28 protein-coding genes and 1 tRNA gene are annotated in these 25,225 nt (G+C 48.2%); 12 read left to right on the plus strand and 17 right to left on the minus strand.

What is annotated here, in order from left to right; genetic code table 11:
• The first annotated feature begins 46 nt into the window (after positions 1 to 46).
• The 3 genes from BRW63_RS29555 to BRW63_RS14205 are packed head-to-tail and all read left to right on the plus strand — an operon-like array spanning position 47 to position 1,926.
• Complete coding sequence (locus BRW63_RS29555; RefSeq protein ID WP_262983537.1) at positions 47 to 175, plus strand: hypothetical protein; 129 nt, start codon at positions 47 to 49, stop codon at positions 173 to 175.
• A gap of 60 nt (positions 176 to 235) precedes the next feature.
• Positions 236 to 1,030, plus strand: coding sequence for an exodeoxyribonuclease III (gene xth, locus BRW63_RS14200; RefSeq protein ID WP_073072180.1), 795 nt, complete (start codon positions 236 to 238; stop codon positions 1,028 to 1,030).
• Between the two features lie 26 nt (positions 1,031 to 1,056).
• Positions 1,057 to 1,926, plus strand: coding sequence for an SDR family oxidoreductase (locus tag BRW63_RS14205; protein ID WP_073072181.1), 870 nt, complete (start codon positions 1,057 to 1,059; stop codon positions 1,924 to 1,926).
• Positions 1,927 to 1,928: 2 nt separating this feature from the next.
• Here BRW63_RS14205 and BRW63_RS14210 read toward each other — a convergent pair whose 3' ends face one another.
• Positions 1,929 to 2,690, minus strand: coding sequence for a TIGR00297 family protein (locus BRW63_RS14210; RefSeq protein WP_073072183.1), 762 nt, complete (start codon positions 2,688 to 2,690; stop codon positions 1,929 to 1,931).
• Positions 2,691 to 2,745: 55 nt separating this feature from the next.
• Between BRW63_RS14210 and BRW63_RS14215 the strand changes: the two genes are divergently transcribed.
• Positions 2,746 to 3,177 (plus strand): VOC family protein, encoded by a 432-nt coding sequence (locus tag BRW63_RS14215; RefSeq protein WP_073072185.1) that lies wholly within the window; start codon positions 2,746 to 2,748, stop codon positions 3,175 to 3,177.
• 21 nt (positions 3,178 to 3,198) lie between these two features.
• On the opposite strand, the gene BRW63_RS14220 is transcribed toward BRW63_RS14215, so the two are convergent.
• The 3 genes from BRW63_RS14220 to BRW63_RS14230 all read right to left on the minus strand — a co-directional run bounded on the left by BRW63_RS14220 (position 3,199) and on the right by BRW63_RS14230 (position 5,394).
• Positions 3,199 to 3,795, minus strand: coding sequence for an esterase/lipase family protein (locus BRW63_RS14220; RefSeq protein WP_083582944.1), 597 nt, complete (start codon positions 3,793 to 3,795; stop codon positions 3,199 to 3,201).
• Between the two features lie 207 nt (positions 3,796 to 4,002).
• Entirely contained in the window at positions 4,003 to 4,956 is a 954-nt protein-coding gene (locus BRW63_RS14225; protein WP_073072187.1) for a tetratricopeptide repeat protein, read from the minus strand.
• Between the two features lie 123 nt (positions 4,957 to 5,079).
• Positions 5,080 to 5,394: a hypothetical protein gene (locus BRW63_RS14230; protein WP_073072189.1), complete on the minus strand. Its 315-nt coding sequence runs from the start codon at positions 5,392 to 5,394 to the stop codon at positions 5,080 to 5,082.
• A gap of 248 nt (positions 5,395 to 5,642) precedes the next feature.
• On the opposite strand from BRW63_RS14230, the gene pyrR reads away from it, so the two are divergent.
• Positions 5,643 to 6,179, plus strand: coding sequence for a bifunctional pyr operon transcriptional regulator/uracil phosphoribosyltransferase PyrR (gene pyrR, locus BRW63_RS14235; protein WP_073072190.1), 537 nt, complete (start codon positions 5,643 to 5,645; stop codon positions 6,177 to 6,179).
• 18 nt (positions 6,180 to 6,197) lie between these two features.
• The gene (fni, locus tag BRW63_RS14240; RefSeq protein ID WP_073072192.1) at positions 6,198 to 7,232 is read left to right on the plus strand and encodes a type 2 isopentenyl-diphosphate Delta-isomerase; all 1,035 of its coding nucleotides are present in this window, start codon (positions 6,198 to 6,200) and stop codon (positions 7,230 to 7,232) included.
• On the opposite strand, the gene BRW63_RS14245 is transcribed toward fni, so the two are convergent.
• A complete protein-coding gene (locus BRW63_RS14245) occupies positions 7,229 to 8,809 on the minus strand; it encodes a carotenoid oxygenase family protein (protein WP_317615819.1) in 1,581 nt (526 codons plus the stop codon). The two genes, fni and BRW63_RS14245, sit on opposite strands and share 4 nt — an antisense overlap.
• A 70-nt stretch (positions 8,810 to 8,879) precedes the next feature.
• Positions 8,880 to 10,298, minus strand: a complete 1,419-nt coding sequence (locus BRW63_RS14250; protein WP_073072194.1) for a folate/biopterin family MFS transporter — start codon at positions 10,296 to 10,298, stop codon at positions 8,880 to 8,882.
• A gap of 201 nt (positions 10,299 to 10,499) precedes the next feature.
• Between BRW63_RS14250 and BRW63_RS14255 the strand changes: the two genes are divergently transcribed.
• Complete coding sequence (locus BRW63_RS14255) at positions 10,500 to 10,682, plus strand: chlorophyll a/b-binding protein (protein ID WP_073072195.1); 183 nt, start codon at positions 10,500 to 10,502, stop codon at positions 10,680 to 10,682.
• A gap of 184 nt (positions 10,683 to 10,866) precedes the next feature.
• Here the strand turns inward: BRW63_RS14255 and rpoD are convergent, their stop codons facing one another.
• The 6 genes from rpoD to cobS form a co-directional block, all read right to left on the minus strand.
• Positions 10,867 to 11,997, minus strand: a complete 1,131-nt coding sequence (gene rpoD, locus BRW63_RS14260; protein WP_073072197.1) for an RNA polymerase sigma factor RpoD — start codon at positions 11,995 to 11,997, stop codon at positions 10,867 to 10,869.
• Between the two features lie 826 nt (positions 11,998 to 12,823).
• Entirely contained in the window at positions 12,824 to 13,501 is a 678-nt protein-coding gene (locus BRW63_RS14265) for a polysaccharide deacetylase family protein (protein WP_073072199.1), read from the minus strand.
• A 102-nt stretch (positions 13,502 to 13,603) separates the two neighbouring features.
• The gene (locus BRW63_RS14270) at positions 13,604 to 13,999 is read right to left on the minus strand and encodes a response regulator (protein ID WP_073072200.1); all 396 of its coding nucleotides are present in this window, start codon (positions 13,997 to 13,999) and stop codon (positions 13,604 to 13,606) included.
• Positions 14,000 to 14,528: 529 nt separating this feature from the next.
• Positions 14,529 to 15,218, minus strand: coding sequence for a 7-cyano-7-deazaguanine synthase QueC (gene queC / locus BRW63_RS14275; protein ID WP_073072289.1), 690 nt, complete (start codon positions 15,216 to 15,218; stop codon positions 14,529 to 14,531).
• A 67-nt stretch (positions 15,219 to 15,285) separates the two neighbouring features.
• Complete coding sequence (locus tag BRW63_RS14280; protein WP_073072202.1) at positions 15,286 to 16,518, minus strand: FAD-dependent hydroxylase; 1,233 nt, start codon at positions 16,516 to 16,518, stop codon at positions 15,286 to 15,288.
• 70 nt (positions 16,519 to 16,588) lie between these two features.
• Positions 16,589 to 17,365, minus strand: coding sequence for an adenosylcobinamide-GDP ribazoletransferase (cobS, locus tag BRW63_RS14285; protein WP_106254006.1), 777 nt, complete (start codon positions 17,363 to 17,365; stop codon positions 16,589 to 16,591).
• A gap of 109 nt (positions 17,366 to 17,474) precedes the next feature.
• Here cobS and BRW63_RS14290 point away from each other — a divergent pair, with 109 nt between their 5' ends.
• The 4 genes from BRW63_RS14290 (at position 17,475) to BRW63_RS14305 (ending at position 19,907) form a co-directional block, all read left to right on the plus strand.
• Positions 17,475 to 17,924, plus strand: coding sequence for a hypothetical protein (locus tag BRW63_RS14290; protein ID WP_073072206.1), 450 nt, complete (start codon positions 17,475 to 17,477; stop codon positions 17,922 to 17,924).
• Positions 17,925 to 17,995: 71 nt separating this feature from the next.
• Positions 17,996 to 19,105: a tRNA guanosine(34) transglycosylase Tgt gene (gene tgt, locus BRW63_RS14295; RefSeq protein WP_073072208.1), complete on the plus strand. Its 1,110-nt coding sequence runs from the start codon at positions 17,996 to 17,998 to the stop codon at positions 19,103 to 19,105.
• Between the two features lie 70 nt (positions 19,106 to 19,175).
• Complete coding sequence (locus BRW63_RS14300; protein ID WP_073072209.1) at positions 19,176 to 19,313, plus strand: photosystem II reaction center protein K; 138 nt, start codon at positions 19,176 to 19,178, stop codon at positions 19,311 to 19,313.
• A gap of 141 nt (positions 19,314 to 19,454) precedes the next feature.
• A complete protein-coding gene (locus BRW63_RS14305) occupies positions 19,455 to 19,907 on the plus strand; it encodes a DUF29 domain-containing protein (protein WP_073072291.1) in 453 nt (150 codons plus the stop codon).
• Positions 19,908 to 19,929: 22 nt separating this feature from the next.
• Here the strand turns inward: BRW63_RS14305 and BRW63_RS14310 are convergent, their stop codons facing one another.
• On the minus strand, positions 19,930 to 20,487 hold the full coding sequence (locus BRW63_RS14310) for a glutathione S-transferase family protein (RefSeq protein ID WP_073072293.1): 558 nt from the start codon (positions 20,485 to 20,487) through the stop codon (positions 19,930 to 19,932).
• A 136-nt stretch (positions 20,488 to 20,623) separates the two neighbouring features.
• Entirely contained in the window at positions 20,624 to 21,088 is a 465-nt protein-coding gene (locus tag BRW63_RS14315; protein WP_073072211.1) for a hypothetical protein, read from the minus strand.
• 424 nt (positions 21,089 to 21,512) lie between these two features.
• On the opposite strand from BRW63_RS14315, the gene BRW63_RS14320 reads away from it, so the two are divergent.
• Complete coding sequence (locus BRW63_RS14320) at positions 21,513 to 22,376, plus strand: tetratricopeptide repeat protein (RefSeq protein WP_073072212.1); 864 nt, start codon at positions 21,513 to 21,515, stop codon at positions 22,374 to 22,376.
• Between the two features lie 29 nt (positions 22,377 to 22,405).
• On the opposite strand, the gene BRW63_RS14325 is transcribed toward BRW63_RS14320, so the two are convergent.
• From BRW63_RS14325 to mraY, 3 genes are all read right to left on the minus strand, one after another.
• Positions 22,406 to 23,740 (minus strand): ABC transporter substrate-binding protein, encoded by a 1,335-nt coding sequence (locus tag BRW63_RS14325; RefSeq protein ID WP_073072214.1) that lies wholly within the window; start codon positions 23,738 to 23,740, stop codon positions 22,406 to 22,408.
• Between the two features lie 139 nt (positions 23,741 to 23,879).
• Positions 23,880 to 23,968 (minus strand) — tRNA-Ser (locus BRW63_RS14330).
• A 78-nt stretch (positions 23,969 to 24,046) separates the two neighbouring features.
• Positions 24,047 to 25,141 (minus strand): phospho-N-acetylmuramoyl-pentapeptide-transferase, encoded by a 1,095-nt coding sequence (mraY, locus tag BRW63_RS14335; protein WP_073072216.1) that lies wholly within the window; start codon positions 25,139 to 25,141, stop codon positions 24,047 to 24,049.
• Between the last annotated feature and the right edge of the window lie 84 nt (positions 25,142 to 25,225).

Here is a 25,225-nt window from a genome sequence, read left to right on the forward strand (position 1 = left end):
AAGTACTCTCAGGAAAACTCTGGAAGAGTATGAAACTTTCTCGATTTTGACATCATTACCCCATGCTCTTGATGCCACCATGCGATCGCACTCGCAAGTCATGCAAGAGCGATCGTCGTTGGCAGAGAAGGGAGCGATCGCTTACGGTGAAGCTACTCACTCGTTCAAATGCTAATAGAGATTTAGAGCTTTTTCCAGTACGCTAGTCCCTATTGCTGCTGGACTTAAGGGCACTATGAAAATTGCTACGTGGAATGTTAACTCGGTGAGAACTCGACTAGAACAAGTTGTGGGATGGTTGCAAGACAATCCGATCGATGTGTTGTGTCTTCAAGAAACCAAAGTTGTCGATGAGAGTTTTCCGCGATCGGCGTTCACCGACCTCAACTATCAGGTTTATGCGTTTGGGCAAAAAAGCTATAACGGCGTGGCGTTGATTAGCCGATCGCCGCTTTCGGATGTCAATGTGGGTTTTGGAGCGGTCTTACCAGAAAGCGTTGTCGGTGATTTAGATGAACAAAAACGGGTGATTACTGGAGTTTTAGACGGCGTTCGAGTGGTTAATCTCTATGTCCCGAATGGGTCATCGGTTGGCAGCGATAAATACCTTTATAAGCTTCACTGGCTTAAGGTTTTGCGAGAATATTTAGAGGTTTTGCTGCAACAGTCGCAGAATTTGTTGGTGTGTGGTGACTTCAATGTTGCGCTGGAAGACTTGGATATTCACGATCCTAAAGGGCGCGAAAAGCAGGTGATGGCGACCGACGCTGAACGAGCAGCCCTGCGTCACGTTCTCGATTTGGGCTTGTCGGATGTGTTTCGCAAATTCAATCAAGAAGGCGGACAGTTTAGCTGGTGGGATTATCGAACCGGGGCGTTTCGTCGCAATGCGGGCTGGCGAATTGACCATCACTACGCCACGCCTGATTTATATGAACGATCGATCGCCTGCACGATCGATACGGCTCCTCGCAAGCTGACTCAACCGAGCGATCATACGCCAGTGATCGTCGAACTTTCGCTAAGTTAGTTAAGGAAGTATCGCGGTTCAAATCTATGTATTTAGTGACTGGGGCAACGGGTGGGTTAGGTCGTCGGATTGTCAGACTTCTACGAGAGCGAGAGTTGTCGGTGCGATCGTTGGTGCGGCTGATGTCAAACTACGCCGAGCTTGAGCATCGCGGCTCTGAGGTTTTTATTGGGGATTTGTCTCGTGAACGGGATGTCCAGAAAGCCGTGCAAGGTGTGCAGTATGTGATTAGCGCTCATGGCGGTGAGGCTGAAGCGATTAACTATCGTGCCAATATTGACCTGATCGATCACGCAAAGGCGGCAGGCGTTGCTCATTTTGTATTTATTTCAGTGTTGGGAGTTGATCGCGGCTATGAAGATGCGCCTGTCTTTAAAGCAAAACGCGAGGTCGAAAAATATCTACAGACCAGTGGGTTGAATTACACGATTCTGCGCCCTTCAGGATTTGCCTCTAACTTATTGCCGTTAGCAGAGCAGTTTCGACGCACCGGAATTTATCTATTGATTGGCGATCCTCAGAGTCGCACCTCGATTGTCAGCACTGATGACTTGGCAAAAATTGCGATCGAGTCCGTCTCTCTAGAAGCCGCGCGTAATCAAATTCTGTCGGTGGGCGGGGCAGAAATATTGCAACGTCAAGAGATTCCTCGCATCTTTGGGCGAATTTTTAATCGAGAACCCACTATCATTAATCCGCCTCTACTCGCCTTTGATGCGACTCGGAGTTTGGTCGGTTTGCTCAATCCTAAAGGTCAAGAATCATTGGGGACTTTAAGAGCACTCCTCGCCAACGAGTTTTTCTGCACACCTGCTGAAACTGAGCGCATTGAATCGCTCTTTAACCTGAAGCTAGAAACGCTAGAAAGCTTTTTGAGACGATATTTGAGCGTTTAATTCTAGATTCCGATCGCCCATCCTAAACTCATTGCGACGATCGCGCCAATCAGCGTATTGAAGACATTCACGACTTCGTTCGTCATCCAATCAAAATCTGATTGTAATGTTGCGCCGATGACGCTTTCTAGATTCGTCGCGATGAACGCTGCCACGATGCACAGCCCAATCCCGATCGGGCTAATCATTCCGACTGCCCACGCGACGACTGCGATGGCGATCGAGGCCACAATTCCTGCTAGGGTGCCTTCTAAGCTAACCGCTCCTTCCGTTCCGCTGAGCACGGGTTTTAGAGTCGTGATCAAAAAAGTCCGTTTGCCGTAAGCTTTGCCGACCTCACTGGCGCAGGTGTCTGAAAGTTTTGTGCAGAAGCTTGCCACATATCCCAACAACAGCAAAGGAATAAATTTCTCGCCTTGACCGACGAGTGAAATGAGCAGAACGCCTAACGCGCAGACGGTGGCGATCAGTGCCGATCCCCAAACGTTTTCCGGCCCGCGTGCGCCCGATCGTTTCTCGGCAATGCCCATCGCTTCTTTTTGCGCTTTGCCGACAAAGGTGATGCCCGACCCCACTAAGAAGTAGAACCCGACCACGAGATAACCTTGCCATCCCAGACTGCCCCAGACAATCACACCCAAAATCCAGGCGTGAAAGATGCCTGCCGGAGTCAGGAGTTTTTTAGGAGCAAGCCACACGATCGCCAGCAAAACGGTGTTGAGTCCGATCGCAACTAACCAAGGAATTAGGGAGGGTGACAGCATCAGCAAGCCCAGAAATTCGCCATAATTTATTCTGACACCTAACCTTCCTAATCCTATGTCTCCTACCCTTTTTCACCTCACCTTTCCCATCACAGATATTGCTCAGACAAAGGAATTTTATGTGAATGGATTGGGGTGCCAATTAGGTCGAGAAAATTCTCAGGCTGTGATTCTCGATCTGTATGGTCATCAACTGGTTGCCCACATGACCGATGAGCCATTAACACCCCAAAAGGGTATCTACCCCAGACATTTTGGGCTAGTTTTTACTGATGAAACAGACTGGAAAGCTTTGTTAGAGAGGGTGCAGAGCAAGCAACTGGCACTTTATCAGCAGCCAAAACAGCGCTTTGTTGGAACGCCGTTAGAACATCGAACTTTCTTTCTATCTGATCCGTTCGATAACTTGATGGAGTTCAAATTTTATGCTCATCAATCGGCTATTTTTGGCGATCGTGACTATGCCCAAATCGGCGATCGCGTCTGAGAAACACATCCTTCAGCTTTTTTACACAGGTTCTCGCAGTGCATTTGCCACAGTTTGCAGTCCTCTAGGGTCTTGCACCATCCAGGCGTGAAGCGGCACGTTGACTTGAATGTCTCGCCCCACCTGCAATTGAGAACTGGTTGCTGGCACAATCATCAAATCCATCGGTGTCCAAATCGAAGTGAAGTTTAGTTTCTCTAACATCAGGACATCTCGATTGAGATCGTTTAAAAAAGAACTGTTAGGACGCATTTGTATACAGCCCGGACGTTGAGATAGGTGAGCGGTCAACGTGCCGTTGTGAGGCGAGGAAATTGTAATGAAACGCTGGACGCGATCGAGTCCTCCTAATCGCTGCACATAATAGCGGCTAACGATCCCACCCATGCTGAAGCCAATCAGATCAAAGGGCTGCTGGTTAGGCAAAGTTAACTCAATATAGGTCTCAAGCTGCTGGGCGAGACGATCGAGTTCATAATCTCCGTTTGAGGGAATGAGATCAAGGCTATGCACCACCCAACCATGCTTTTGCAAATAAGTGGTCATGGGTTTAAAGATGGCGTTGGTGTCGGTCAGCCCATGCACCAACACAACAGGATTAAGCTGTGAGGAATTCATTCGTTAAAAAGAACTGCGGATCTCTAGCTTAACGGGGCACGATCGCGGCTGGATGTCGATCGAGGACAGACTGTGAAACGTCTCTCAAACCGCTGATCGGCTTTTCTAAAAATCGTGAATTAAATTAAGACCAGAATCTGCGTACGGGCATGGCACTGCCGTGCCCATTAACCTTGCAATTAACCGATATTATTTAATTCACGATCCTTAGTTTTTCTCGCTTTTCTCCATCTCACTCTTATCCGCAGGGGCAGCACTCGGAGCCGGACTTGCCTCTGACTTCGGAGCCGAAAAAGGAGGCGGACTTTCTGCGCTAGAGCTACTCGGCGCACTCGAAGGCGCAGTTGCCGTACCCGGTGGAGCAACACTTGCCGCTTTCTGAATCTGGTCTTTATATTGAGCGGGTGCTAGAGAAACCGCCGTATCGAATAGGGGTTTTGCCTCATCTGTTTTGCCCTGTGCTTTGAGCACCAATGCCTTACCAAACACAGGCTGAAAGTCTTGCTTGTTGCCCTTAATCGCTTCGTCAAAAACACTAACTGCCTCGCTGTAACGCTTTTGAGATGCAAACACCCGACCCAGCAAAACTTGAACTGCCGTCACATCGACGCTACCAGCTTGATTCTGATTGGCTTTAGGCGCAGTTTTGAGGGTATCTTGCAACATACCGATCGCCGCTTCGGGTCGTTGCTGCTCAATTAGCAACCCGGCTAACCCTTGCAAGGCATTCAGGTCGCCCGGTCTTGCATTTAAAATATTGCGATAGGCTTGGGCGGCTCCCTCTTTATCTCCAGTTTGCTGCTTTGCTTGGGCAAGCAACACCGCATACTCGCTTTGATTAGGGTTGAGCTTTGCCAGCTTTTCGAGCGGCTCGATCGCGCCTTTAATGTCTGTTAGCCTCAGCCGTGCTTCTAGCAACCCTCGTAGAGCAGTCTGGTTTTCTGGCTCTCGCTTGAGCACTTCTTCATAGCCTCTCGCCTGAGCCTCAATATCTGCCTTTTTCGCTTCGACTGACTGCGTGGGGCTAGGAGTCGCAGCCGCGTTTTTTTGAGGGGTGAACGTCGCACTGATTAGAGGAATAATTGAGACCCCTAACAGACCGATCGTTGCAATGATCAACACCACGTTCAACAGCCAACGATTCTTCCGCTTTTCAGTCACAAGATTGCCTCGAATTCTACAGCGTATTTAATATAGTCTGTCAGACTGGCGATCGACGATAAAAAACGGGCAATAGACAAACATTTCTCTACTACCCGTCGGGAATGCACGATCGTTGCTTGGCTAACTCACTGCTTGAGGAGATTGCTGACTAGTCGATGCCGCAGACATCGCAGCTTGCGGTTTTTCAGCAGGGTCTACTTGTGACAACTCAATGTGGTTGAGCAGCGTCGTCACAAACGAGAATAGTAAGAATGGTAAAGACAGCACCAACACAAGCCCAACTGTTGCGAGTGCATAGACCGGACGACTCGCGCCCATCATTGCCATTGCTGCCGCCAAACTGATAAAAATTACAATCAGCCAAACCATGATCTGACCGTAAACATCCCCAAATGAGAGGGTGCACACAACTCGATATTTTTGCAGGTTATTCATAGGGTTGCCTCGCAATGGCGGTCTAAGTCTGAAACTTTTTGCAACAAGGGATTTGTACAAAAAGCTTTGTAAACCTCCACAATAAAGCTGAGATTGAGTACTTTCTCAGTTTTGACATCTAAATGCAGAAATTTTTACATCACTTCACGATCGTCCTAATGCAAAGGCTGATATAGACGGAAAAAGCAACACCCCTTAATGTACAAGAACAAACCTTAATCCTTAATCCCAGCGACTTTTTTCTACCCATGCCTCTAGAAGAAATTGAAATTCTCTCATCTAAAGAAATTCGTCGAACTCTAACTCGTTTAGCGTCTCAAATCGTTGAAAAATCAGGGGATTTGTCCAAACTCGTTCTGTTGGGAATTTATACTAGAGGAGTTCCTCTAGCTGAAAAATTAGCAGAGCAGATTGAAGTGTTAGAAGGGGTAAACGTGGCGATCGGGGCGCTTGATATCACCTTTTATCGAGATGATTTTGACACGATCGGGCTTCGCACCCCGGCTAAAACCAATATCCCGTTTGATCTCTCAGGAAAAACTGTGGTGCTAGTCGATGATGTGATTTATAAGGGGCGAACGATTCGAGCCGCATTGGATGCCGTGATTGATCATGGAAGACCCGAAGTGATTCGATTGGCGGTGTTGGTCGATCGTGGTCATCGCGAGGTGCCGATTCATCCCGACTTTACGGGCAAAAAGCTGCCGACTGCCAAAGAAGAAAGGGTCAAAGTCTATCTACAAGATATTGATGGACGAGATGGCGTGGAATTAATTAAAGGTTGATCAGCTAGGTTAATATTTATGGATTCTTTTGCAGAAACCCAAACTCGCAAAGCCGATCATCTTCGCATTTGTTTAGATGAAGATGTGCAGTGTCGAGACGTGACGAATGGATTAGAGCGCTATCGATTTACTCACAATTGTCTACCAGACCTGAATCTCAGCGACATTAATCTCACCACAACGTTTTTAGGCAAACCTTTAGGCGCACCGATTCTGATCTCCTCAATGACCGGGGGAACAGAGTTTGCAAAGCTGATTAATTGCCGTTTAGCAGAAATCGCTCAACATTACAAGTTTGCGATGGGCGTAGGTTCGCAGAGAGTGGCAGTCGAAAATCCTTTAGTGGCAGACACATTTGCGATTCGATCGATCGCGCCAAACGCCGTTTTATTTGCCAATTTAGGTGCAGTTCAGCTTAACTATCGCTACGGAATTGACGAATGTCAGCGAGTCGTGGAGTTGCTCGAAGCAGACGCACTGATTTTGCATCTCAATCCGTTACAAGAGTGTGTGCAGACGAAGGGCGACACCAATTTTCGCGGTCTGCTAGAAAAAATTGCGGTGCTTTGTGACAAGCTTTCTGTCCCAGTAGTGGTCAAGGAAGTGGGAAATGGTATTTCAGGCGCGATCGCTCAGAAACTGATTGCGGCAGGTGTGGCAGCGATCGACGTGGCTGGCGCGGGTGGCACCTCTTGGGCAAAAGTCGAGAGCGAACGGGCGCAAGATGATAAACAGCGCCGACTGGGGGCAACCTTCGCCGATTGGGGTATTCCGACTGCTGAGTGCATCACGGCGGTACGAGCCATTTCACCGGATATTCCCCTCATTGCCTCTGGGGGGTTGCGAAATGGCTTAGAGATTGCCAAGACGATCGCCCTCGGTGCCGACCTCGCAGGGTTAGCATTTCCTTTTTTACAAGCGGCTAGTGAGTCTGAAGCAGCACTTCATGCGTTAGCCGATGTGTTGATCTCAGAAATCACAACCGTGCTTTTTTGCACTGGCAACGCAACGCTGACCGCCTTGAAACGATCGGGTTCCCTGCTCAACTGTTAAGACTCAAAGTAGTGGGGCGTAAAGCTCCCGTGTAACCCGTAGGGGACGTGGTGCTTGAGATGGAGTCGGGCGATCGCGCCTTTTTCTAAATCTTTGGCATCTAGAATCACAACATCGGTGCGATCGTGCTGACTGTCATAGACCATAGTCAATAGCCAACCGTCATCTTCATCGCCCTCGACTTGGGTATAAAGTCCTGATGCTCCAGGCAACTCACGAGGCACAAATACAGGCTCACCGACATAACCGTCTGGTGCAGCGCTCCAAATTTGACGATGCTCTGATTTCAGATCGACTTTTAGAATCGCTTGAAGCGGGGCATTTCCTTGGGCAGTGTGAGCGGCTCCTAGATAGACATAGCGGTGTTCGCGTCCCGCCTTGGCAGGATGAATAAACGGAAACTCACAGCAGCGAGGCTCGACCAATTGACGATCGACCGCTTTGGTTTCTAAATTCATGCGAAATCGCCATAGCTGACCCGGCGCAAGGGCAGCAAAATCAGTCTCGCGATAGTCAGCGCCCACTTTGACAGCAGGCAAATTCTCATAGCAAATTGAGTCAATCACAATCTCACCCTCTTGCTCATAAGCGTTGGCGTGGTGAAAGACAAATCCCGATTGAGTTTCCAGAATAATCGGCTTGGGTCGTGACGCAACATCGCGAGGAATCACAATCACCCGCGTCGGCTTGTTGGGTTGAAATTTAATACACTCACCCGGCGATCGTGTGCCCATTAAAAACGGCACCGGATTAAAGGCAACCGGATTCTGAAAAAAGATGCAGTAGTTGGGTGTAATTGCAAAATCATGAATGAAGGCAAACCCTGGCACCGGATGATTGTGCTGACGAACGATCGCTCCTTTCAGATCTAATTCATAAATATTGATCGTAAAAGACAAGCCCGCTTTGATGGCGAAGTTGACTAAGCACGGGGCACCTGCGTCAAACTGAGAAGCCGGATCAATCCAGGGATGGGCTGCAAAAGGTGCGCTAGGTTGTAAGGCTCCGTCAAAATATTCTTGCCCCAAAGTTTCCAATGTGCGCGGATCGAGGCGATAAGGTTCTGCGGCTTCCCAAAGGGCAAGCAGTTTCCCACCCCAGTAAAGGATTTGGGTATTGGCGATATTTTTGATCTTGGTATCAAAAGCGTTTGCAAGCCAGCCTCCTGGTTTTTGAGTCCCAAACACACCGCGATAGAGAATGCGTCCCGCTTGCTGTTCGGCAACATATCCTTCAGTGCGAACAAAGCGATTGCGAAAGTGGGCGCGGCCGTCTTTAATTGCGATCGCACAAACCATTCCATCTCCATCAAAAGGATGTTGAATGCGTTGTCCATTTACGTCTAAACGCCCAGGCCCATTACGAAACAACGTGCCATTTAACTCAGGCGGAATTTGTCCCTCTATCTCGTCAATCCAGTAATCATATTCTTGATCGAGAGAGCGATATCCTTTCTGCCACTCCTGAGTATTGTAGGAAGTAATCGGAACCGTAGACGCGTGTTCACCAAGCTGAAAACTTTGCATAGTCACTTGTGTTTCGGAGCGTTCAATTTCTAGCTGTCCATAAGAATTCATAACAGATGACTTCGTTCTTTAATCGACAAGACTAAAAATATCAATCACCTATTATTAGTTTGCTGTCGCACTAATCAACTGGCTTCTCAACGATCGCTTCTCGTCTTCGAGGAGGCACCAACTCTGAAACTAAATCTGGCAACTCTAAACTGGAGAACGATTGAGCTTCAGAAACAGTCTGTAGTTCTTCATCGGCTCCGGGTAGCCAGCCCAAAAATATGAGAGGCAATAATGTGCTGAGATTGGTGATCAACACGAGCAGCCACAGCTTATCAAAATTGGTTTCGTTGATTCCTAGCCAATGGGTCAGCACTGCCCCAAACTCATAAGATACCAATCCAGCCAGGTTAACAACTGACATTAACAGTGCAAACAGCGTCGCTTCAACTCCGAGTGGGCACAGTCTAGCAGCCAGTACCAAAACGGGCATGAAAGCAATTTGCCCCATCATCGTCAGCACCAAGCTATCACCCAAACTAAACCAGCGATCGTCGATTCCGATCGCTCGATTGGCGTGAGTGACGAGCAGCAACATTGTCATGCCTAATGCGGATGAAGCGACGATCGACCATCCACAAATCACCCGAAACGGCACAGACTTGAGAAATCGTTGATAAATCCAAATGCCAACGAGTGCCGCGATGCTAGTGACTAATCGCACTCGCCCCAAAAATTCAGGCTCAAACCCTAGCTCATTGGTCGAGAAGTAGAAAAATGCAGATTCTGCGGTGGGCGTTGCTTGCCAAAGAAACAAAAACGCAGTAGGCATCCAGATTGATTTCTGAGTGATGGCTTGTTTGAGTTGCCCTAACTGAGTTCGCACGATCGACCAGTCCGACCGTTCGATCACTGGAGACTCAGCAATCCACCAGGCGACAGCAGACACAATCAATGGAAAGAATGCCGTAATTGCAAACACCGTTCGAGTATCAAACTGTGACAGCAGCCAGCCACTTAAATAAGCAGTCACCAATCCACCAACCGCAGACGCGCCCCAGCAGAGCGCTTGCAGTGACCCTGCGCCACTGACGGATTCTGACCGGGCCCGCTCAACTACCAGCGAATCGACAATCACATCGCTAACAGCAACGGACAACGACCCTAGGGCGATCGTTAAGGTTGCTGCCCAAGGGCTATGCACGATCGTGGCCAGAGCGACCCAAGATAGCGCTCCTAAAAACCCTGATAGCACTAAATAGGGTCGTCGCCGATAGCCGAAGATCGGTAGCCCGTCAGAAACAAAACCAAACAATGGCTTGATCATCCAGGGTAGGGCCACAATGCCCAGCAGCGCAGATACCTCTGCGGGACTCAGCCCTAACTCATCTTTCAAGAAAAAGCTGACGGCTAGACGCGCTAATCCTAAAACTCCTTGCACAAAGTAGACCAGCAAGATTGCGATCAACTCTGCCGAGGGTTCTTGACCAAAAAATATCTTCTTGGTCAGCGACTCTTTAAATTTTGATAAACCAGTTCGGGAAACAATCATTGATAATTTTTAACAAATATCAATCAATAGTTCCCATCATAGTCCCATATTTTAGGCATGTGACTCCATGTCAGTGGCTCAACCTAGATTCAATCAGCAAATCTTATGGGAAAGAAAGTCTGTACTATCCTTAATAATTTGACATCAAACGTAATATTGAGTTACATTACGAACAGCTAATGCACGTCAGAGTACCCAACCATGCAAGACACACAAAAAGTAACGGCTACGATCGCTTCTGAAGACCGCAACGCTTGGAAGTTTGGTTTTACCCCTCAAGCTGAACTGTGGAATGGCCGCTTTGCCATGATTGGCTTTGTTGCCGCACTCGCGACCGAATATTTCTCAGGCGAAGGCACACTGCGCTTTCTCGGTCTACTGTAATTATTTCTTCTTTAGATTTCTGGTCAACCTTAAAGGATAGTTTAACGGACACTTCATTTGAAGTGTCCATATTTTTGTCTGTTTTTGATGACTTACACAAAAGACCCAGAAGAGTTACTCCTGAGTCTTTGTAAATCTATCTCAGGGACGTATTGCTTACGCCCCGCTTGTCAGACAATTCAGCTTATCGGATGTATTCTTTTAAGACACTGTTGCGATTGGGATGGCGCAACTTACGGAGAGCCTTTGCTTCGATTTGGCGAATCCGTTCACGAGTGACGTTAAAGATCTGTCCAATCTCTTCCAGGGTCTTCATTCGACCGTCATCTAAGCCGTAGCGGAGTCTCAACACGTCTTTCTCACGAGGGCTGAGAGTTGCTAAAACGCCTTCAAGATCTTCTCGAAGCAGGTTTTTAGAAACCTGATCTTCGGGGGTTTCACCATCTGACTCAATAAAGTCACCCAGACGAGAATCTTCTTCCTTTCCGATCGGCGTTTCTAACGAGATCGGCAACTGAGCAGACTTGGCGATAAAGCGAAGTTTCTCGATCGTCATTTCCATCCGAGTTGCAATCTCCTCTTCAGTGGGCTTTCGACCCATTTCTTGAGAGAGTAACTTGGTGGTTTTTTTGATTCGAGAAATGGTTTCATAAAGGTGAACCGGGAGGCGAATCGTCCGCGATTGGTCGGCGATCGCTCTGGTGATTGCTTGACGAATCCACCAGGTGGCATAGGTTGAGAACTTGTAGCCCTTTTCGTGGTCAAACTTCTCAGCCGCCCGAATCAGACCTAAGCTGCCTTCCTGAATTAGGTCTTGGAAAGAAAGACCCCGGTTCATGTATTTTTTGGCGATCGACACCACGAGACGCAGGTTAGACTGCACCATCTTGTCTTTGGCACGGCGACCTAAATGCAATCGATGCCGAAACGCCGTCAGCGGCATGTTGACTTCGGTTGCCCACTCTTTATCTTGAGGCTCACGGCTCAACTTTTCTGTCAGCCTGACCCGAATTCGCTCTAGCTCTAGCAAGTCTGCGATTTTCCGCGCTAGTTCGATTTCTTCATCGGCTCTCAGCAGACGAATTCGACCGATCTCTTGCAGATACAGCCGAATCGAGTCTTCGGTGTAGTGCTTTTTCTTGGCTTGTGCTCGACGGCGGGCAGCGCGAGCCTTGCCTGTTTTGGTGTCATCATCTGCCGGAGAATCCGGCTCGTCCTGGTCATCTTCGTCATAAAGCTCGACTTCGGTGTCGAGGGGTTCATCAGAAGGACTGCCAAGACTGAGTGCTTCGAGTACGTTGTTGGCCTGGGTCATGCCGCGTTCCTCATGCTCCTTAAGGGGTGAAAGTAGAAAATTTAAGCGCCGGAGAACGGTAATTCGTTCAATCTGGTTGCAAGATGCAGTCACTGGCTCTTTGTCATTAGCGCTTGTGCCTCGCTTGAAAGATGGCTCTCTCAATCGAGGAGTCACTAATAATCACTGAAAAATCAAGGTATGCTGCATTCCCTCGAAAATAGGGCGGGGTAGAGATACCAACGCAAAAGTCACTATTGCTGAATGTCTTAATGTCTCCCCAATTGTAGCTTTTCTCACAAAAGTTGCACCTTATTTATCTGTCTTAATCTGCAAAGTTAGAAAACCAAGACAAAATCTGTCTATATGGCGCTTGGCTCATGAAGCAGTGAAAAGCTTTTGTGACTACAAGGATTAACGTCAGCACAGTTTGTAACTCAATCCAAAGTCATCCAATAAATGGTTGCTTCTAACGTTCAGCCGTGGAGATAGCTGCGATGAGGCAACGCTAAATCCCGTTCAAATACCACCTCCAAATCGCACTTAAAGGTTAGACAGCTAGATACGTCTCTATGATGTTACGTTAGCCCAAATTCAAGAACTTGGGTCTAGACTCTATATTAAGTTAGATGATATTTTCATTCATTTAAGTCTGGTATGTAAGCAGTTTAGGGGTATTTTTTAGACTGATTGTGGCTATTTCAAATGAATGAAACGGTTATGTATCAATCTTTTTGGCGATAGCAAGCTGCTAGTGCTGCTATTGTGAAGATATTAAAAAGTTTGATGACTCAAGCCTTAATTGATTGAAAGATTTGGGCTAATCAACTTGCAAGACAGACGATCGTCAGCCATCTATCACATCTGCCCATAACTGATTGACCGTCACAAATTCATACCCTCGATCGAGTAGTGCCGGGATGAGCCGATCAACGGTCTCTGCCACATCCTGTCCGCCATAATATCCATCGTGCAGGACAATAATCGAGCCATTTTGGACGCAATCTAAAACTCGTTGCACTACGATCGCCACACCAGGTTGCACCCAATCTTCAGGAATCACGCTCCACATCACAGGGCGATAGCCCCACTGATTGAGCAGACCTAACGTTTTGGCAGTAAACAGTCCGTTTGGAGGGCGAACATCTATTAATGTTAGAGATGGACTCTGACAAGCGTTGACGATCGCGGTTTTTGTCTGCTCTAGATCTTGCTTGAGTTTGCTGAGAGACATCGTGGCAAATGAGTGATGATCATAGCCGTGCAGGCCCAGCCAATATCCTTTTTGGTAAATCGCTTGAGCGAGCGTGGGAGTTCGATCCACGCAAATTCCGAGCCAAAAGAAGCTGGCGGGAATCTTATGGCGATCGAGCACGTCTATCAGAGAAGACGTGTAGGGAGGATAAGGGCCGTCATCAAAGGTAAGTGCAATTTTAGGAACTTGCTGATTACCCGACCACAGGCAGTTAGGGAAGTTTGGCTTAAGAAAGCGATGGAGGATTGGATAGAAGGGAGCAAATTGCATAAAACAAGGAGCTTAAACTTCAGGTTCAGCTTATAGAAACCGATGGTCTGCGGGAAGGAGGTTCTCTCTACGAACCCTCTATTTAATTTTAGAGAAGAGTTTTTAGTTAGCAGCGCGACAAAGCTGCCGTGCGGAAGCAGACTGAATAAGAGAAAAAAGTACATCAGAACTGAGAGGGCTGACCAAGAAGCCGTCAAAACCCGGATTTTCGTCTTGGTGAAGCCAGCTTGGGGCATGAGCATCCGTTAATGCGACCAGCGTAATGTTATCAGCATCGGCGATCGCCCTGAGTGTGGGAACGAGCTTTTTTGACCAGAGTCTATAGTTGCCTTGCACAATTACCAAGCACGGCGGATTTCGATGGACGCGATCGACTGCCTGATCGGGTGTGGTAACAATTTCTAGGGCACACCTTAAACGTCCCAGAAGAAATTCTAACCCGTGCAAATCTTCAGTTTGCTGCGTTAAGAGTAAAACGTGACTCGCTGCGAGTTTCATGACGAAATATACCAAGCTATTTGTCACTATAGCGGTCACAAAAACTCGTTTTTTCAGGAATTAAATGATAGAAACCTTTCAGACGTTGCTTTTTAAGCTTTAGTTTTCGATAAGTTGCTTCCATTTTTCTTAGTTTTTGCTGCTTATCAATCGTTAACTTAAATTTTTTATTTCAATTAACGGGGCAATAGAATATTGACGTTTTAGCTTAGAAAAGCTTAAATAACCATTCAATTTGATCTCTGTTTCTTTACTAAAAGCTTTCATATCTCTAGCTTTCGAGCTTTGTATGCAGAATATAGAAAGCCAAATTCAAATAACATTCTAAAGATTTCTATAACAATTCGGCCTGCTTACAGAACACTCTTAAGCACTTGAGGTTTGTACACTTTAAGAAGGTTTCGCGAAAAGATTAAGAATTCATTTAGTTTACTGTTTGTTGCCAGCAAATTTTGAGTAATTACTCTTACGATCGCTTCATATTCGGCGTGATTTCTTAACAATTAATCCCTGCGATTACAAATCTTTCTCATTGATCAAAAGCTTGTCCTGCTGGAGTTGCCAAATCTGCTCTACCCGCTTCGATCAAGGCACGATCGCGAATTCGGCAAGAATCGCAGACTCCGCAAGGTCGATCGCCCCCTTGATAGCAAGACCAGGTAAGCGAGATCGGCACCTCTAACTGCAAGGCACGATGCACGATATCGACTTTTGAGTCGGTTACTAAAGGTGCAACCAATCTTGGAGCTTTTCCTTCCAATCCGGCTTTTGAAGAGAGGGTTGCAAGGTGTTGAAACGCCTCTAAATATTCAGGACGACAATCTGGATAGCCGGAATAATCAACGGCGTTAATGCCCAGATAAACCGCTTCTGCATTTTTTGCCTCTGCAAGCGAAAGCGCGATTGCGATAAACACCGTGTTTCGTCCGGGGACATAAGTAATAGGAATCACGTCAGACTGAGCGCCATTAGTAGGGACGGCGATCGCGGGATCGGTCAAAGCAGAACCGCCCCACTGCGCCAAATTCACCTGCATCACAAAATGGTCTTGAATCTTTAAGTGAGCAGCAACCTGGTTTGCAGCGAGTAGCTCTCGATCGTGTCGTTGACCATAATTTAATGACAGAGCAATCACGTCATAGCCATCGGCGATCGCTTGAGCGGCTGATGTTGCAGAATCTAACCCACCAGAGAGGAGGACGACGGCTTTAGGTTTCATGTTGACTTTTTTAAGATCAGGGCGAGAAAAATTTAGGCGGTTTAGCGATCGTTTCCAAATCCCATTGTCATCTTTGAGCAAGTTTAGGAACGCGCCCCGTTAACCCGGTCATAAGTTTGAGCGCAAATGATTTGACTGGTAACACAGTTTGAAGAACCCATAAACCTGAGCGACGTAAAAGGATGATCGGAAGAATATTATTAGAAAAAGTGCGATCGAGCAGATCGGTAAAGCCCAAAATAATCAGATTTTCCCACTTGCGCCAGCGTTCATAGCGTTTGAGAACTTTGAGGGTTGCAATGTCTTCGCCCTGTTGGTGTGCGGTTTGCAAAACTTGCGCCAAAGCCGCCGCATCTCGAATTCCCATATTGATGCCCTGCCCGCCTACAGGGTGACAACAATGCGCCGCGTCTCCAATTAGCGCTAATCGAGGCAACACATAACGAGTGCTATGCATTAGCTGAACCGGAAACACATAGCGATCGCCTTCAAGCGTGAGTTTGCCCATCTGATCGCCATAGCGACGGGTGAGTTCTTTTAAAAACTGATCATCGTCTAGAGCCACGATCGCCGCTGCCTCAGCGCGAGGAGCCGTCCAAACAATTCGACATCGATGACTCGGCAAAGGCAGAATGGCAAACGGCCCGCTTGCCCAAAATCGCTCATAGGCTGTGTGATCGTGGGATTTTTCGGGCTTGATGGTGGCGACGATGCAAGACTGCCAATATTGCCAGCCGTGAGTGCGAATTTTGGCTTGTTGACGGAGGGGCGATCGCGCTCCATCTGCGGCAACGATTAACCGAGTGCGAATTGATTGAACTTTTCCGTTCACTAATACTTCTAGCGTTGCCTCGTCGGGTTGGCGATCGGTCTTCACTACCTTTGCAGGACACAGCCAAGTAATATGAGGATTCTGCCGCAAAGAGTCTTGAAGTGCAGCGATTAAAACCTGATGCTCGGCAACATATCCCAAGGTTTGGGCACCTAAATCTTGAGGCGAAAACTGCACCACATTGGGATAGTCGGCATCTGAGAGACGAATTTTAGTATAAGTTTCAAGCTGGAGGCGGATCTGGTTCCAAACGCCGATGCCATCAAGAATGCGGCTAGAGAGCGGAGAAATATTGTAGGCTTGCCCTCTGGCGCTTGCGATCGATTTTGCTTCGGCTTCGATCAACACCACGCTTAACCCGGAATCTTTTAAAGCACAGGCAAGGGTTGCCCCCACGACACCCCCGCCGACGATCGCCAAATCATAGTCATAGGTTGAGGAACTGAGTTGGGGTGTCGCGCTCGTCATCTTAGAAAACTGATAGGATACGAAACTTTACATCTATTGTTACAGAAAAAGACGGGAGACTGAAGAACCACTAAAACACAGTTAGTAAACAAAGCAATAGGGCTTCTGTCCATTCGACGATCGCTCCGTAAGTGTCTCCGGTCTGTCCGCCTAGTTTATGGTTAAACCACGCCCCGGTGAGAATTGCGATCGTGCTTCCTCCCACAATCACTCCTGCTGCTAGAGAAGGACGATCGTGCCAAAAAGAGATTTCCAATCCAACCAACAGCAAAAGAGTGGGCAGCGCTTCCCAAAGAGATTGAATCGATGCTTTGTGAAATGCCCCTTTTCCAGTCGGCTTGAGATAAGGAAACCGAGCGATCGCCACGAGTTGCCCCCAGCGTCCCCAACCGGCCGCCGCCATTAACAAGAAGGCTCGATCGCTCTGTAATTCACTTAAAGCAGCGGTTTTAAGCAGTAACACCACGATTCCTGCCATCGCTCCAAAGGCTCCTGTCGCGCTATCTACCATGACTTCGAGACGACGCTTTGGATCGGTCACAGCTAATCCATCGGCGCTATCCATTACGCCGTCTAGGTGTAAGCCTCCTGTGACGGCAACCCAAGCGGCAACTACGATCGCGCTCCGAGTCAACGGGGGCATTCCTACCCAGCCCAACCCCCAATCTAAAATGCCTAAAAGTCCGCCGATTAGCAAGCCGACGATCGGCGCAATTCGACCGATGCCGCTAAATTCTAAAGCACAAGCTGTCGGAACGGGGAGACAGGTATAGAATGCAACGCCTGCGGCGATTTGCTGAAGTAGCAACTTGATCGCTGACCCCATTTTTTCCATCCTCGACTTCATAGAACTTAAATTCTTCACACTCTGTTTAAAGCTGTAGATTGATTTTTCCAGCCATAATGACTGTAGAGAGTTCTCCACTCAGGGTCAGCAAAACTAAGGGCTTTCAGATATGAGTCACGACCATTCTTCCCGCGACATAAGGCTTCCAGCCCCTTGCATCATCGACGTAGGCACGATCGTTGATAAGCGGGATATGCACCGCCTGCTGACCGATCTCAATCGGGTTCGCTACATCCACACCCAAGACGGTGTTGTTACGAGCCAGGGCGAAGGGTGCCTTTTAGAAGTCTTCGCCAACGCCCAACGAGCGACGCTAATTGCAAATCACGCGCTCTATATTAATGTTCATAGCTTTGATTATTTAGAGTTGAGCCAGTCGTCAGAGCAGGAGACTTATTTTGATTTAATTCAAGATAGCCGTCAACTGAGGCTGATTCCGCTCTCTAACCCGTTACAGCATCCGGGTCGCAGCATCAATGCCGCCGCGCTAGAGGCAATGGTTGCCGAAGTTCTCTCGGCCGGGTGGGATGTGCAGATTGATGACGATGACGCTTTCTAGGACGATCGCCGCTTCTATCGCGCCCCATCCCTCTAGAATAGGAATTCTGTCGATCGCGGGATCAATCTGTCTTGAGTAATTTTTCTTTTCAGTGTCAAGCTCGTTGCGGTCACACCCACGCCCGAACCGGAGTTTTCTCGACCCCTCACGGCATTGTTGAAACGCCGCGCTTTATGCCTGTGGGCACTTTAGCGAATGTCAAAACCTTGACTCCTGCTCAGTTAAAAGAGACGGGGGCACAAATGGTGTTATCAAACACTTATCACCTGCATCTACAACCTGGCGAAGAGATTGTCAAACGGGCAGGCGGAGTGCATAAGTTTATGGGTTGGTCGGGCCCGATGTTGACCGATTCGGGTGGGTTTCAAGTGTTTAGTCTGAGCGAGATGCGATCGATTACCGATGATGGGGTGACGTTTCGGTCTCCTCGCGATGGGCAAATGATTCACCTAACGCCAGAGCGATCGATTCAGATTCAAAATGCGTTGGGTGCCGATGTGATTATGGCGTTTGATGAATGTCCGCCGCCAGGAGTGGGTCGCGATGCAGTTGAAAAAGCGACCGAACGAACTTACGACTGGTTAAAGCGATGTATTCAAGCCCATGAACGATCGGATCAAGCGCTATTTGGAATCGTCCAGGGTGGCGAATATTTAGATCTTCGAGCCGAAGCAGTGCGGATGTTGACCGATCTGGATTTGCCGGGATATGCGATCGGAGGAGTCAGCGTTGGTGAAGCGCCAGAAGTGATCGATCAAGTGGTACAGGCAACGGCTCCGCTTTTGCCGCTAGACAAACCGCGCTATTTGATGGGTGTGGGCACTTATCGCGAAATGGTCAGAGCGATCGCCGCCGGGATTGATTTATTCGATTGCGTGATTCCAACTCGGCTGGCGAGACATGGCTCGGCGCTGGTAGGCGGTGAGCGCTGGAATGTCAAAAACGCCCGATTTAGAGAAGACTTCACGCCGCTTGATGCGTCTTGTCCTTGCTACACCTGTCAAAATTTTACTCGCGCTTATTTGAGTCACTTGCTGCGGGCACAAGAGCTTTTAGCCTATACCTTGCTATCGATTCACAACATTACAGAACTGGTGGGGTTTACTCAACGAATTAGAGCAGCGATCGCTGAAGGGACGTTTACAGAAGAATTTGCTCGTTGGTTAGCGCCGATCGGATAATTTTGAGTGAGTCCGATCATGTTAAAATACTTGTCAATTATGAATTCTGTGTTGGAGAGGCAATCGATTCATGGAAGCAGCACTGCTCTTGTCAAAACTGCCCGAAGCTTACGCCATCTTTGATCCCCTGGTGGACGTTCTGCCCGTAATTCCCGTTTTCTTTCTGTTGCTCGCTTTTGTTTGGCAAGCATCGGTCGGTTTTAGATAGTTTCATATCAAACAAAATTTAATCATAAAAAAGGGGTAGTCAACGCTGCCCCTTTTTCATAGCGCTGTTGATGTGTGAACGATCGCACAAGCTAGGATGTTCATAGATCTTGAAATTAAGAGATCTCCTATCGAAACTGCCATGACTCCTCTAGAGACTGCTCTCAAAACCCAGTATGAAACCGATTACCTGAAATGGATCGAGACGACGCTAGAAAAACTGCGGAGTCGCGACTATGACAGTGTGGACTGGGAAAATCTGATCGAGGAAATCGAGGATATGGGCAGGAGTGAGCAAAGAAGCCTGAAGAGCAACCTAATTGTGGTGCTGGTTCATTTGCTCAAGTGGCAGTTTCAACCCGATCGCAGAAGTGGAAGTTGGGGAGGAAGCATAGTTGAGCATCGTAGACGCATTCAAGAAGCCGTAGACGACTCGCCTAGCCTGCGACCTTATCTTGAAAGTATTTTTGATGGATGTTATTTACAAGCGGTCAAGCAAGCAAAAGCAGAAACTGGGCTGTCGTCAGAAACCTTTCCTCAGCAGTGCCCTTATGAGTTGGTGGAGGTTATGAGCGATGAGTTTTTACCCCACTGAATGCGATTAGCCTGTTAAACAACTAACTGCGACCCCCGATCGCTTTCTCAAAAGCCAGACGCTCTGCCATCCGGTTCATGTAGGCTGTGACATTAGGGTATTCACTCAAGTCAAGCTTTAGCATCATCGGAATGTAGGACAGCAGAGAACCCACTGCCACATCTGCAACACTAAACTGATCGCCTAAAACAAAAGGCTGACGTTCAAAAAGCTCATTTAAGGGCTTCATCAAACGCGGCATTTCTCGTGCTCGATTAGCTTCGACGAAAATGCCCGTTGCCAGCGTGGAGTTGGCGAACAAAACCCACTGCGCGATCGTCGCCCTCTTTTCTGTCGAATCCAATTCGTGACCGTACTTCTCAGCCAGATACATGAGAATCGCGCCTGACTCCCAGAGCGTGAAGTCACCATCGACGATCGCTGGAACTTTTGCAAAAGGATTAATTGCCAAAAACGTCGGCTGTGACAAATCTCCCGCTTGCAAATCTAACACGACGAATTCGTAAGGAATCGCTAATTCTTCTAAATACCACTGGACGATCGAGGCACGACTGCGCCCTACACCATAAAGCTTAAGCATATCTGAATCCTCTAAAACAGATGATGAGTCTTGAACCATGAGTTGAAATTTAAGTACTTTTGTACTATTCTATAGGAGATGGAATTTTTTGGAGCTTGCATCGTGCCCAACTCACAATCCAAAACTCAAAATCCTTCTAGAGCACCTTATGAGTGTGTTCGTGTTGCTTGACGTTATCTTCAGTTCTGACAATGCGCTCTGAGTTTAAAACCCGCTTGCGCTCTGTGGAGTGGTTGAAGTCGCTGCGACTGGTGCCCACCGGAATATGAGTTTGAGCCACTGGCTTTACTTTATAAGTCCGGGCGGCAGCGGTGGCGCGATAGATAAAGTCGTCGCAGAATTGAGCCTCGATCGGAAACCCGTCCGGCAGTTGAGGTGTTTCTCCTACAATCACTGCGCCCATCGTGGTGGCGATCGCCTGTTCATAAGAGGTCGGAATGCCCTTGACGATCGCTTCTAATGCCGCCGATGGGATTGGCTCAATAATCTTGACTTGATGGACTTCACTATCTTCTTTGATAAAGCAAGTCGCCAGACCGACTACTAAATAATCATCTGAAGACAAGTCGGCTGTGTTGGGGTAAGAAAATGTGGTCGTCATAAGCCGTTTTTAGGAACCAGGTTGAAACTGGCACGATCGCTGAACAAGACTGAATTTTATCAATTTCTGAGGGATCACTGCCAAATGGCTTGATTTCTCTCAACAAATGCAGACAATTGTCGCTTGTTGTTTATCCCTCAAAAGAACTTTAATAATGTACAAAGATTTCGTGAAGTAATGACTCATTTTCGGATGGCTTGCGTCTACCTGTGAAAACCGTCCACGGTGAGTTTAAAGAATGCTCGATCGATGCCCGATTTTCAGAAATTTCTACTACTCGTCTTGAAGTGAATCTCATACAACCTGCTAACCTCGCCGACTCATCCAAAATCTAACCCCAGACGTATTGGTTTATGACACGCAGGCAGAAAAACTTTAGTCAAAGAGTTTGTAAGTTTGAACCCACAAGCCCCGTGAGGATTGCATGAACGCTCGTACTTCATTAAGTCGCCCCAACCCATCTCTTCTCTTGCGTCCAAGCTATCTCAAGAGTGGAAGTGCTTATGTTCCTCGCCGCGAGTCTAAGAAAAGCTTGCCTCGCCCTGCTGAAGGAAGTTTGCGCCGCCGAGAGCAGACTCGCAGAAGTTCTCTAGCAACTCTAAAACTTAGCCAAGAGCCAGCCTGGTTAGAACCGACTGAGCAAGATCGGTTGCTGCGTCAGCGATCGCTCACCGAAGCTCGTCGTGGTAACTACCAAACCGCCATTGAAGGCTTAAATCTGCTGGTTGAACGCAACCCTCGCAACGCGATCGACTACAACAACCGCGGCTTAGTCTACTTTCAAAATGGGCAGTCCGCCGCCGCTTTAGCTGACTACAATCACGCCATCAAGCTCAACTCTAGACTGGCAAGTGCTTACAACAATCGGGCTAACTATTACGCCGCAAAAGGGCGATTAGCCGAAGCGATCGCAGATTATGAAACCGCGATCGACCTCGACCCCACAAACGTCAGAGCCTGGATTAATCAGGGTGTCACCTTCCGAGAACTAGAGATGTATCCGCAAGCGATCGAGAACTTTGATCACGCTTTACAAATTACTCAATTTCTCTCGACTGGTGCAAACACAGCGACTTTAGAAGGTCATATCTATGCCGCAAGAGGACGCACTCACGATCTAGTCGGTGACTGGAACTATGCGATCGCCGATTATCACCGCGCTCTAGAAAAGCTGGATCGTTTAGAGACGATCGAAACCTCTTTATCGTCTCATCGCGTCCAGTCTCAAGTCGAAAATTGGTTAACTCAGTTAATGCCGTCTTCGAGCGAACCAATGAATGATGAATGAGTTGCTTCGATTCATCATTCATCACGTCTTTATCGCGGACTCACCTTGCCGATTACGCCTAGCGAACCGTCGTCCTTGACCGTCCAAACGTCATAGTTGCCCACCACATCACCGTTTTCGTCAATATCAACGTTGCCGCTTGCGCCTTGATAGTTAATCTTTTGACCTTTGCGAAGCAAGTCTAACCCCTGGCAGACATCAGTAACTTCAGTGCCGGGGGCGTTGGTGACTTCGCGCAGCTTACTCTTAATGCCATCTCCCGTATTAGCTTTTGCAGATTGGGCCGCTAAAACTAGGATCGCCGCCGCATCCCAAGAGTGAGCCGCGTAGGGCGCAAGTGGACGGTTTTGTTTCTCCTTCCAAAGTGTGGTGAATGCGTCGAGCGCTTTGCCATTCGCACCCGGAACGGTGCCGATCGCGCCCGCTAAAATCGATTTGCCGTCTCCAGTTTTGCCCACTTTAGCGACAAAATCAGGCGAATATACGCCATCGGTCAGCAGAAGTTGCGTACCTTTACTGGCTCCTTGCTCAAAGGCTGACTTCACAATCAAACCGCCTGTTTCAGCATACAAAACTGCTGCGACGGCTTGAGGCTTGCCAGCAAATGCGGCACTTGCCTCTGTGGTAAAAGTGGTGGCTTTGGGATCATAGCGGGTTGGCTTATCCCTATTTGTGATCGTGCCACCCAGTTTCTCAAAAGCCTGCTTAAATTCTTTCTCAAACCCAACGCCATAGTCATTGTTGATGACCACTGTTCCTGCCGTTTTAAAGCCTCGTTCGGTTGCCAGTTTTGCCAGAGCTTGTGCCTGATAAGTGTCTGGCGGAGCCGTTCGTGCCCAATAGCCTTGAAACTTGCCTTCTTTTGCCTGTTGGGTGAAAACGGGGCTGGTGCTGCCCGGAGAAATTAGAACTACTTTGTTACGAATGGCGATCGGCAAGGCTGCGGTAGAAACGCTACTCGCAAACGATCCAACAACCCCAGCGACTTTATCGACTTCTGCCAGTTTTGTCATGCCTTCAGTGCCCGCAGACGGCTCAGTCTGATCATCGACTGAAGATAACGTGACTGGCTCACCGTTAACGCCTCCACATTGATTCACCGTTTCGACGAGCAGCGGCACCGTTGCGATCATCTGCTGTCCGATCGAGCCTAAATCGCCCGTTGCTGGCAAGAGAGAACCCAGCTTTAAGCCTTTGGTATCAGTGGTAGCCGTCGTTGCAGCGCCCGGAGAAGCCCCTTGGGTGGCATTGGGTGGAGCGGCTTCTTGACAAGCAGCCGTCAGAAACCCGACCGCGATCGTGACAGTGGCTAGGGCGATCGCCGCGCCGGGATTTGGCTTCTTCGCTGAAGGCAATTTAGTCATATTGATTTAGCTTCCTCAACGTCTCGTTTGAAATGAGCCTCATTCTATAACCAATCGCTTGTGAATTAGGGGAATCTTTAAGGGTAATAAAAAATCGGCATCCGAGATTCGCGCCTCGAATGCCGACTAATGATTAAAACGGAGAGAGAGGGATTCGAACCCTCGGATAGACCTAAATCCATCAACAGATTAGCAATCTGCCGCTTTCGACCACTCAGCCATCTCTCCGGGTGACGATTTACAATCTTATCAGAGTTCAGTGCGAAACGGTGAACGGGTTAAAAATTTGATGAATCGTAGCTGAAACTATCGAATGGTCAGGCTCAAAATGGCGAGAAGGGCAGCGATCGCATAAAACCAGCCAACGACCTGCGTTTCTGTCCAGCCTGTTAGCTCTAAATGATTGTGAAAGGGCGACATTTTGAACAGCCGTTTTCCGATCCCATTTGCATCTTTTGTGGCTTTGTAATAGCTGACCTGAGCAATCACAGAAACGGTTTCTAAGAAAAACAATCCGCTTAAAATCAGCAGCGCGAATAGGGAATTTGTGATCAGAGCCACTGCCGCTAACCCGCCGCCTAGTGCTAACGATCCGGTATCTCCCATAAACACACGAGCAGGATTGCGGTTGTGCAATAAAAATCCTAGGCAACCGCCGCTCATGGAGGCGCAGAAGATCATCAAATCGGGCGAGGTCTGTCCGATCAAAGCACCTAAACCGAGGAAAGCGATCGCAACCGTTCCACCCGCTAACCCATCCATGCCATCGGTCAGGTTGGTGGCGTTGCTCTCAGCGACCAGAGCGAAGGCAGCGAGAAGCCAAAATAAGACTCCGAGCGGCAGGGTTAAACCTAACGGAAGTGCCAGCGTTGTAATGCTTGCGGGATGGCTGATCGAGAGCCAGACGCAAAACGCGACTGCAAAAAAGATTTGTAGCCCCATTTTCAAGCGGGGAGAAATGCCTTTGTTGGACTTGTAGCGAATGATTTGCCAATCGTCTAGAAACCCGATCGCTGCATAAGTCAGAGTTAAACCCGACACAGCAACTACATCGACTGAAAACTTAGATAAAACTAGCGCAAAGGCAACCGCGACGGGAACAAAAAAGGCTCCTCCCATCGTCGGGGTTCCTGCCTTCTTGAGATGAGACTGCGGGCCGTCTTCGCGAATCACTTGCCCTACTTTTAAGGCTCTCAGCAAAGGCACCGCCCAAAAACCAACGCCTGCCGTTGCGAGAGCGCTCATCCAGAGCGGTAAAGTTAGCGATGCCACCTGATTAAATGCTCGTCCTGCGATCGCGTCAAGGGCAAGCGCAGCACTCGTCAGTCCGATCATCAGAAACAGAAAAAGTCGCGTTCCTGAGAGACTGCTCGATTGATTTGTAAATAATTTAGCGTCCACGAGATTCTCACTTCACTCCGCACATTACACCACACCGGATTGGAAAGATTCTTCGGAAGAAAGTCAGATTCTTTGACAGAACTC

The organism is Phormidesmis priestleyi ULC007, assembly GCF_001895925.1.
GTDB classification, from domain to species: Bacteria; Cyanobacteriota; Cyanobacteriia; order Leptolyngbyales; family Leptolyngbyaceae; genus Phormidesmis_A; species Phormidesmis_A priestleyi_A.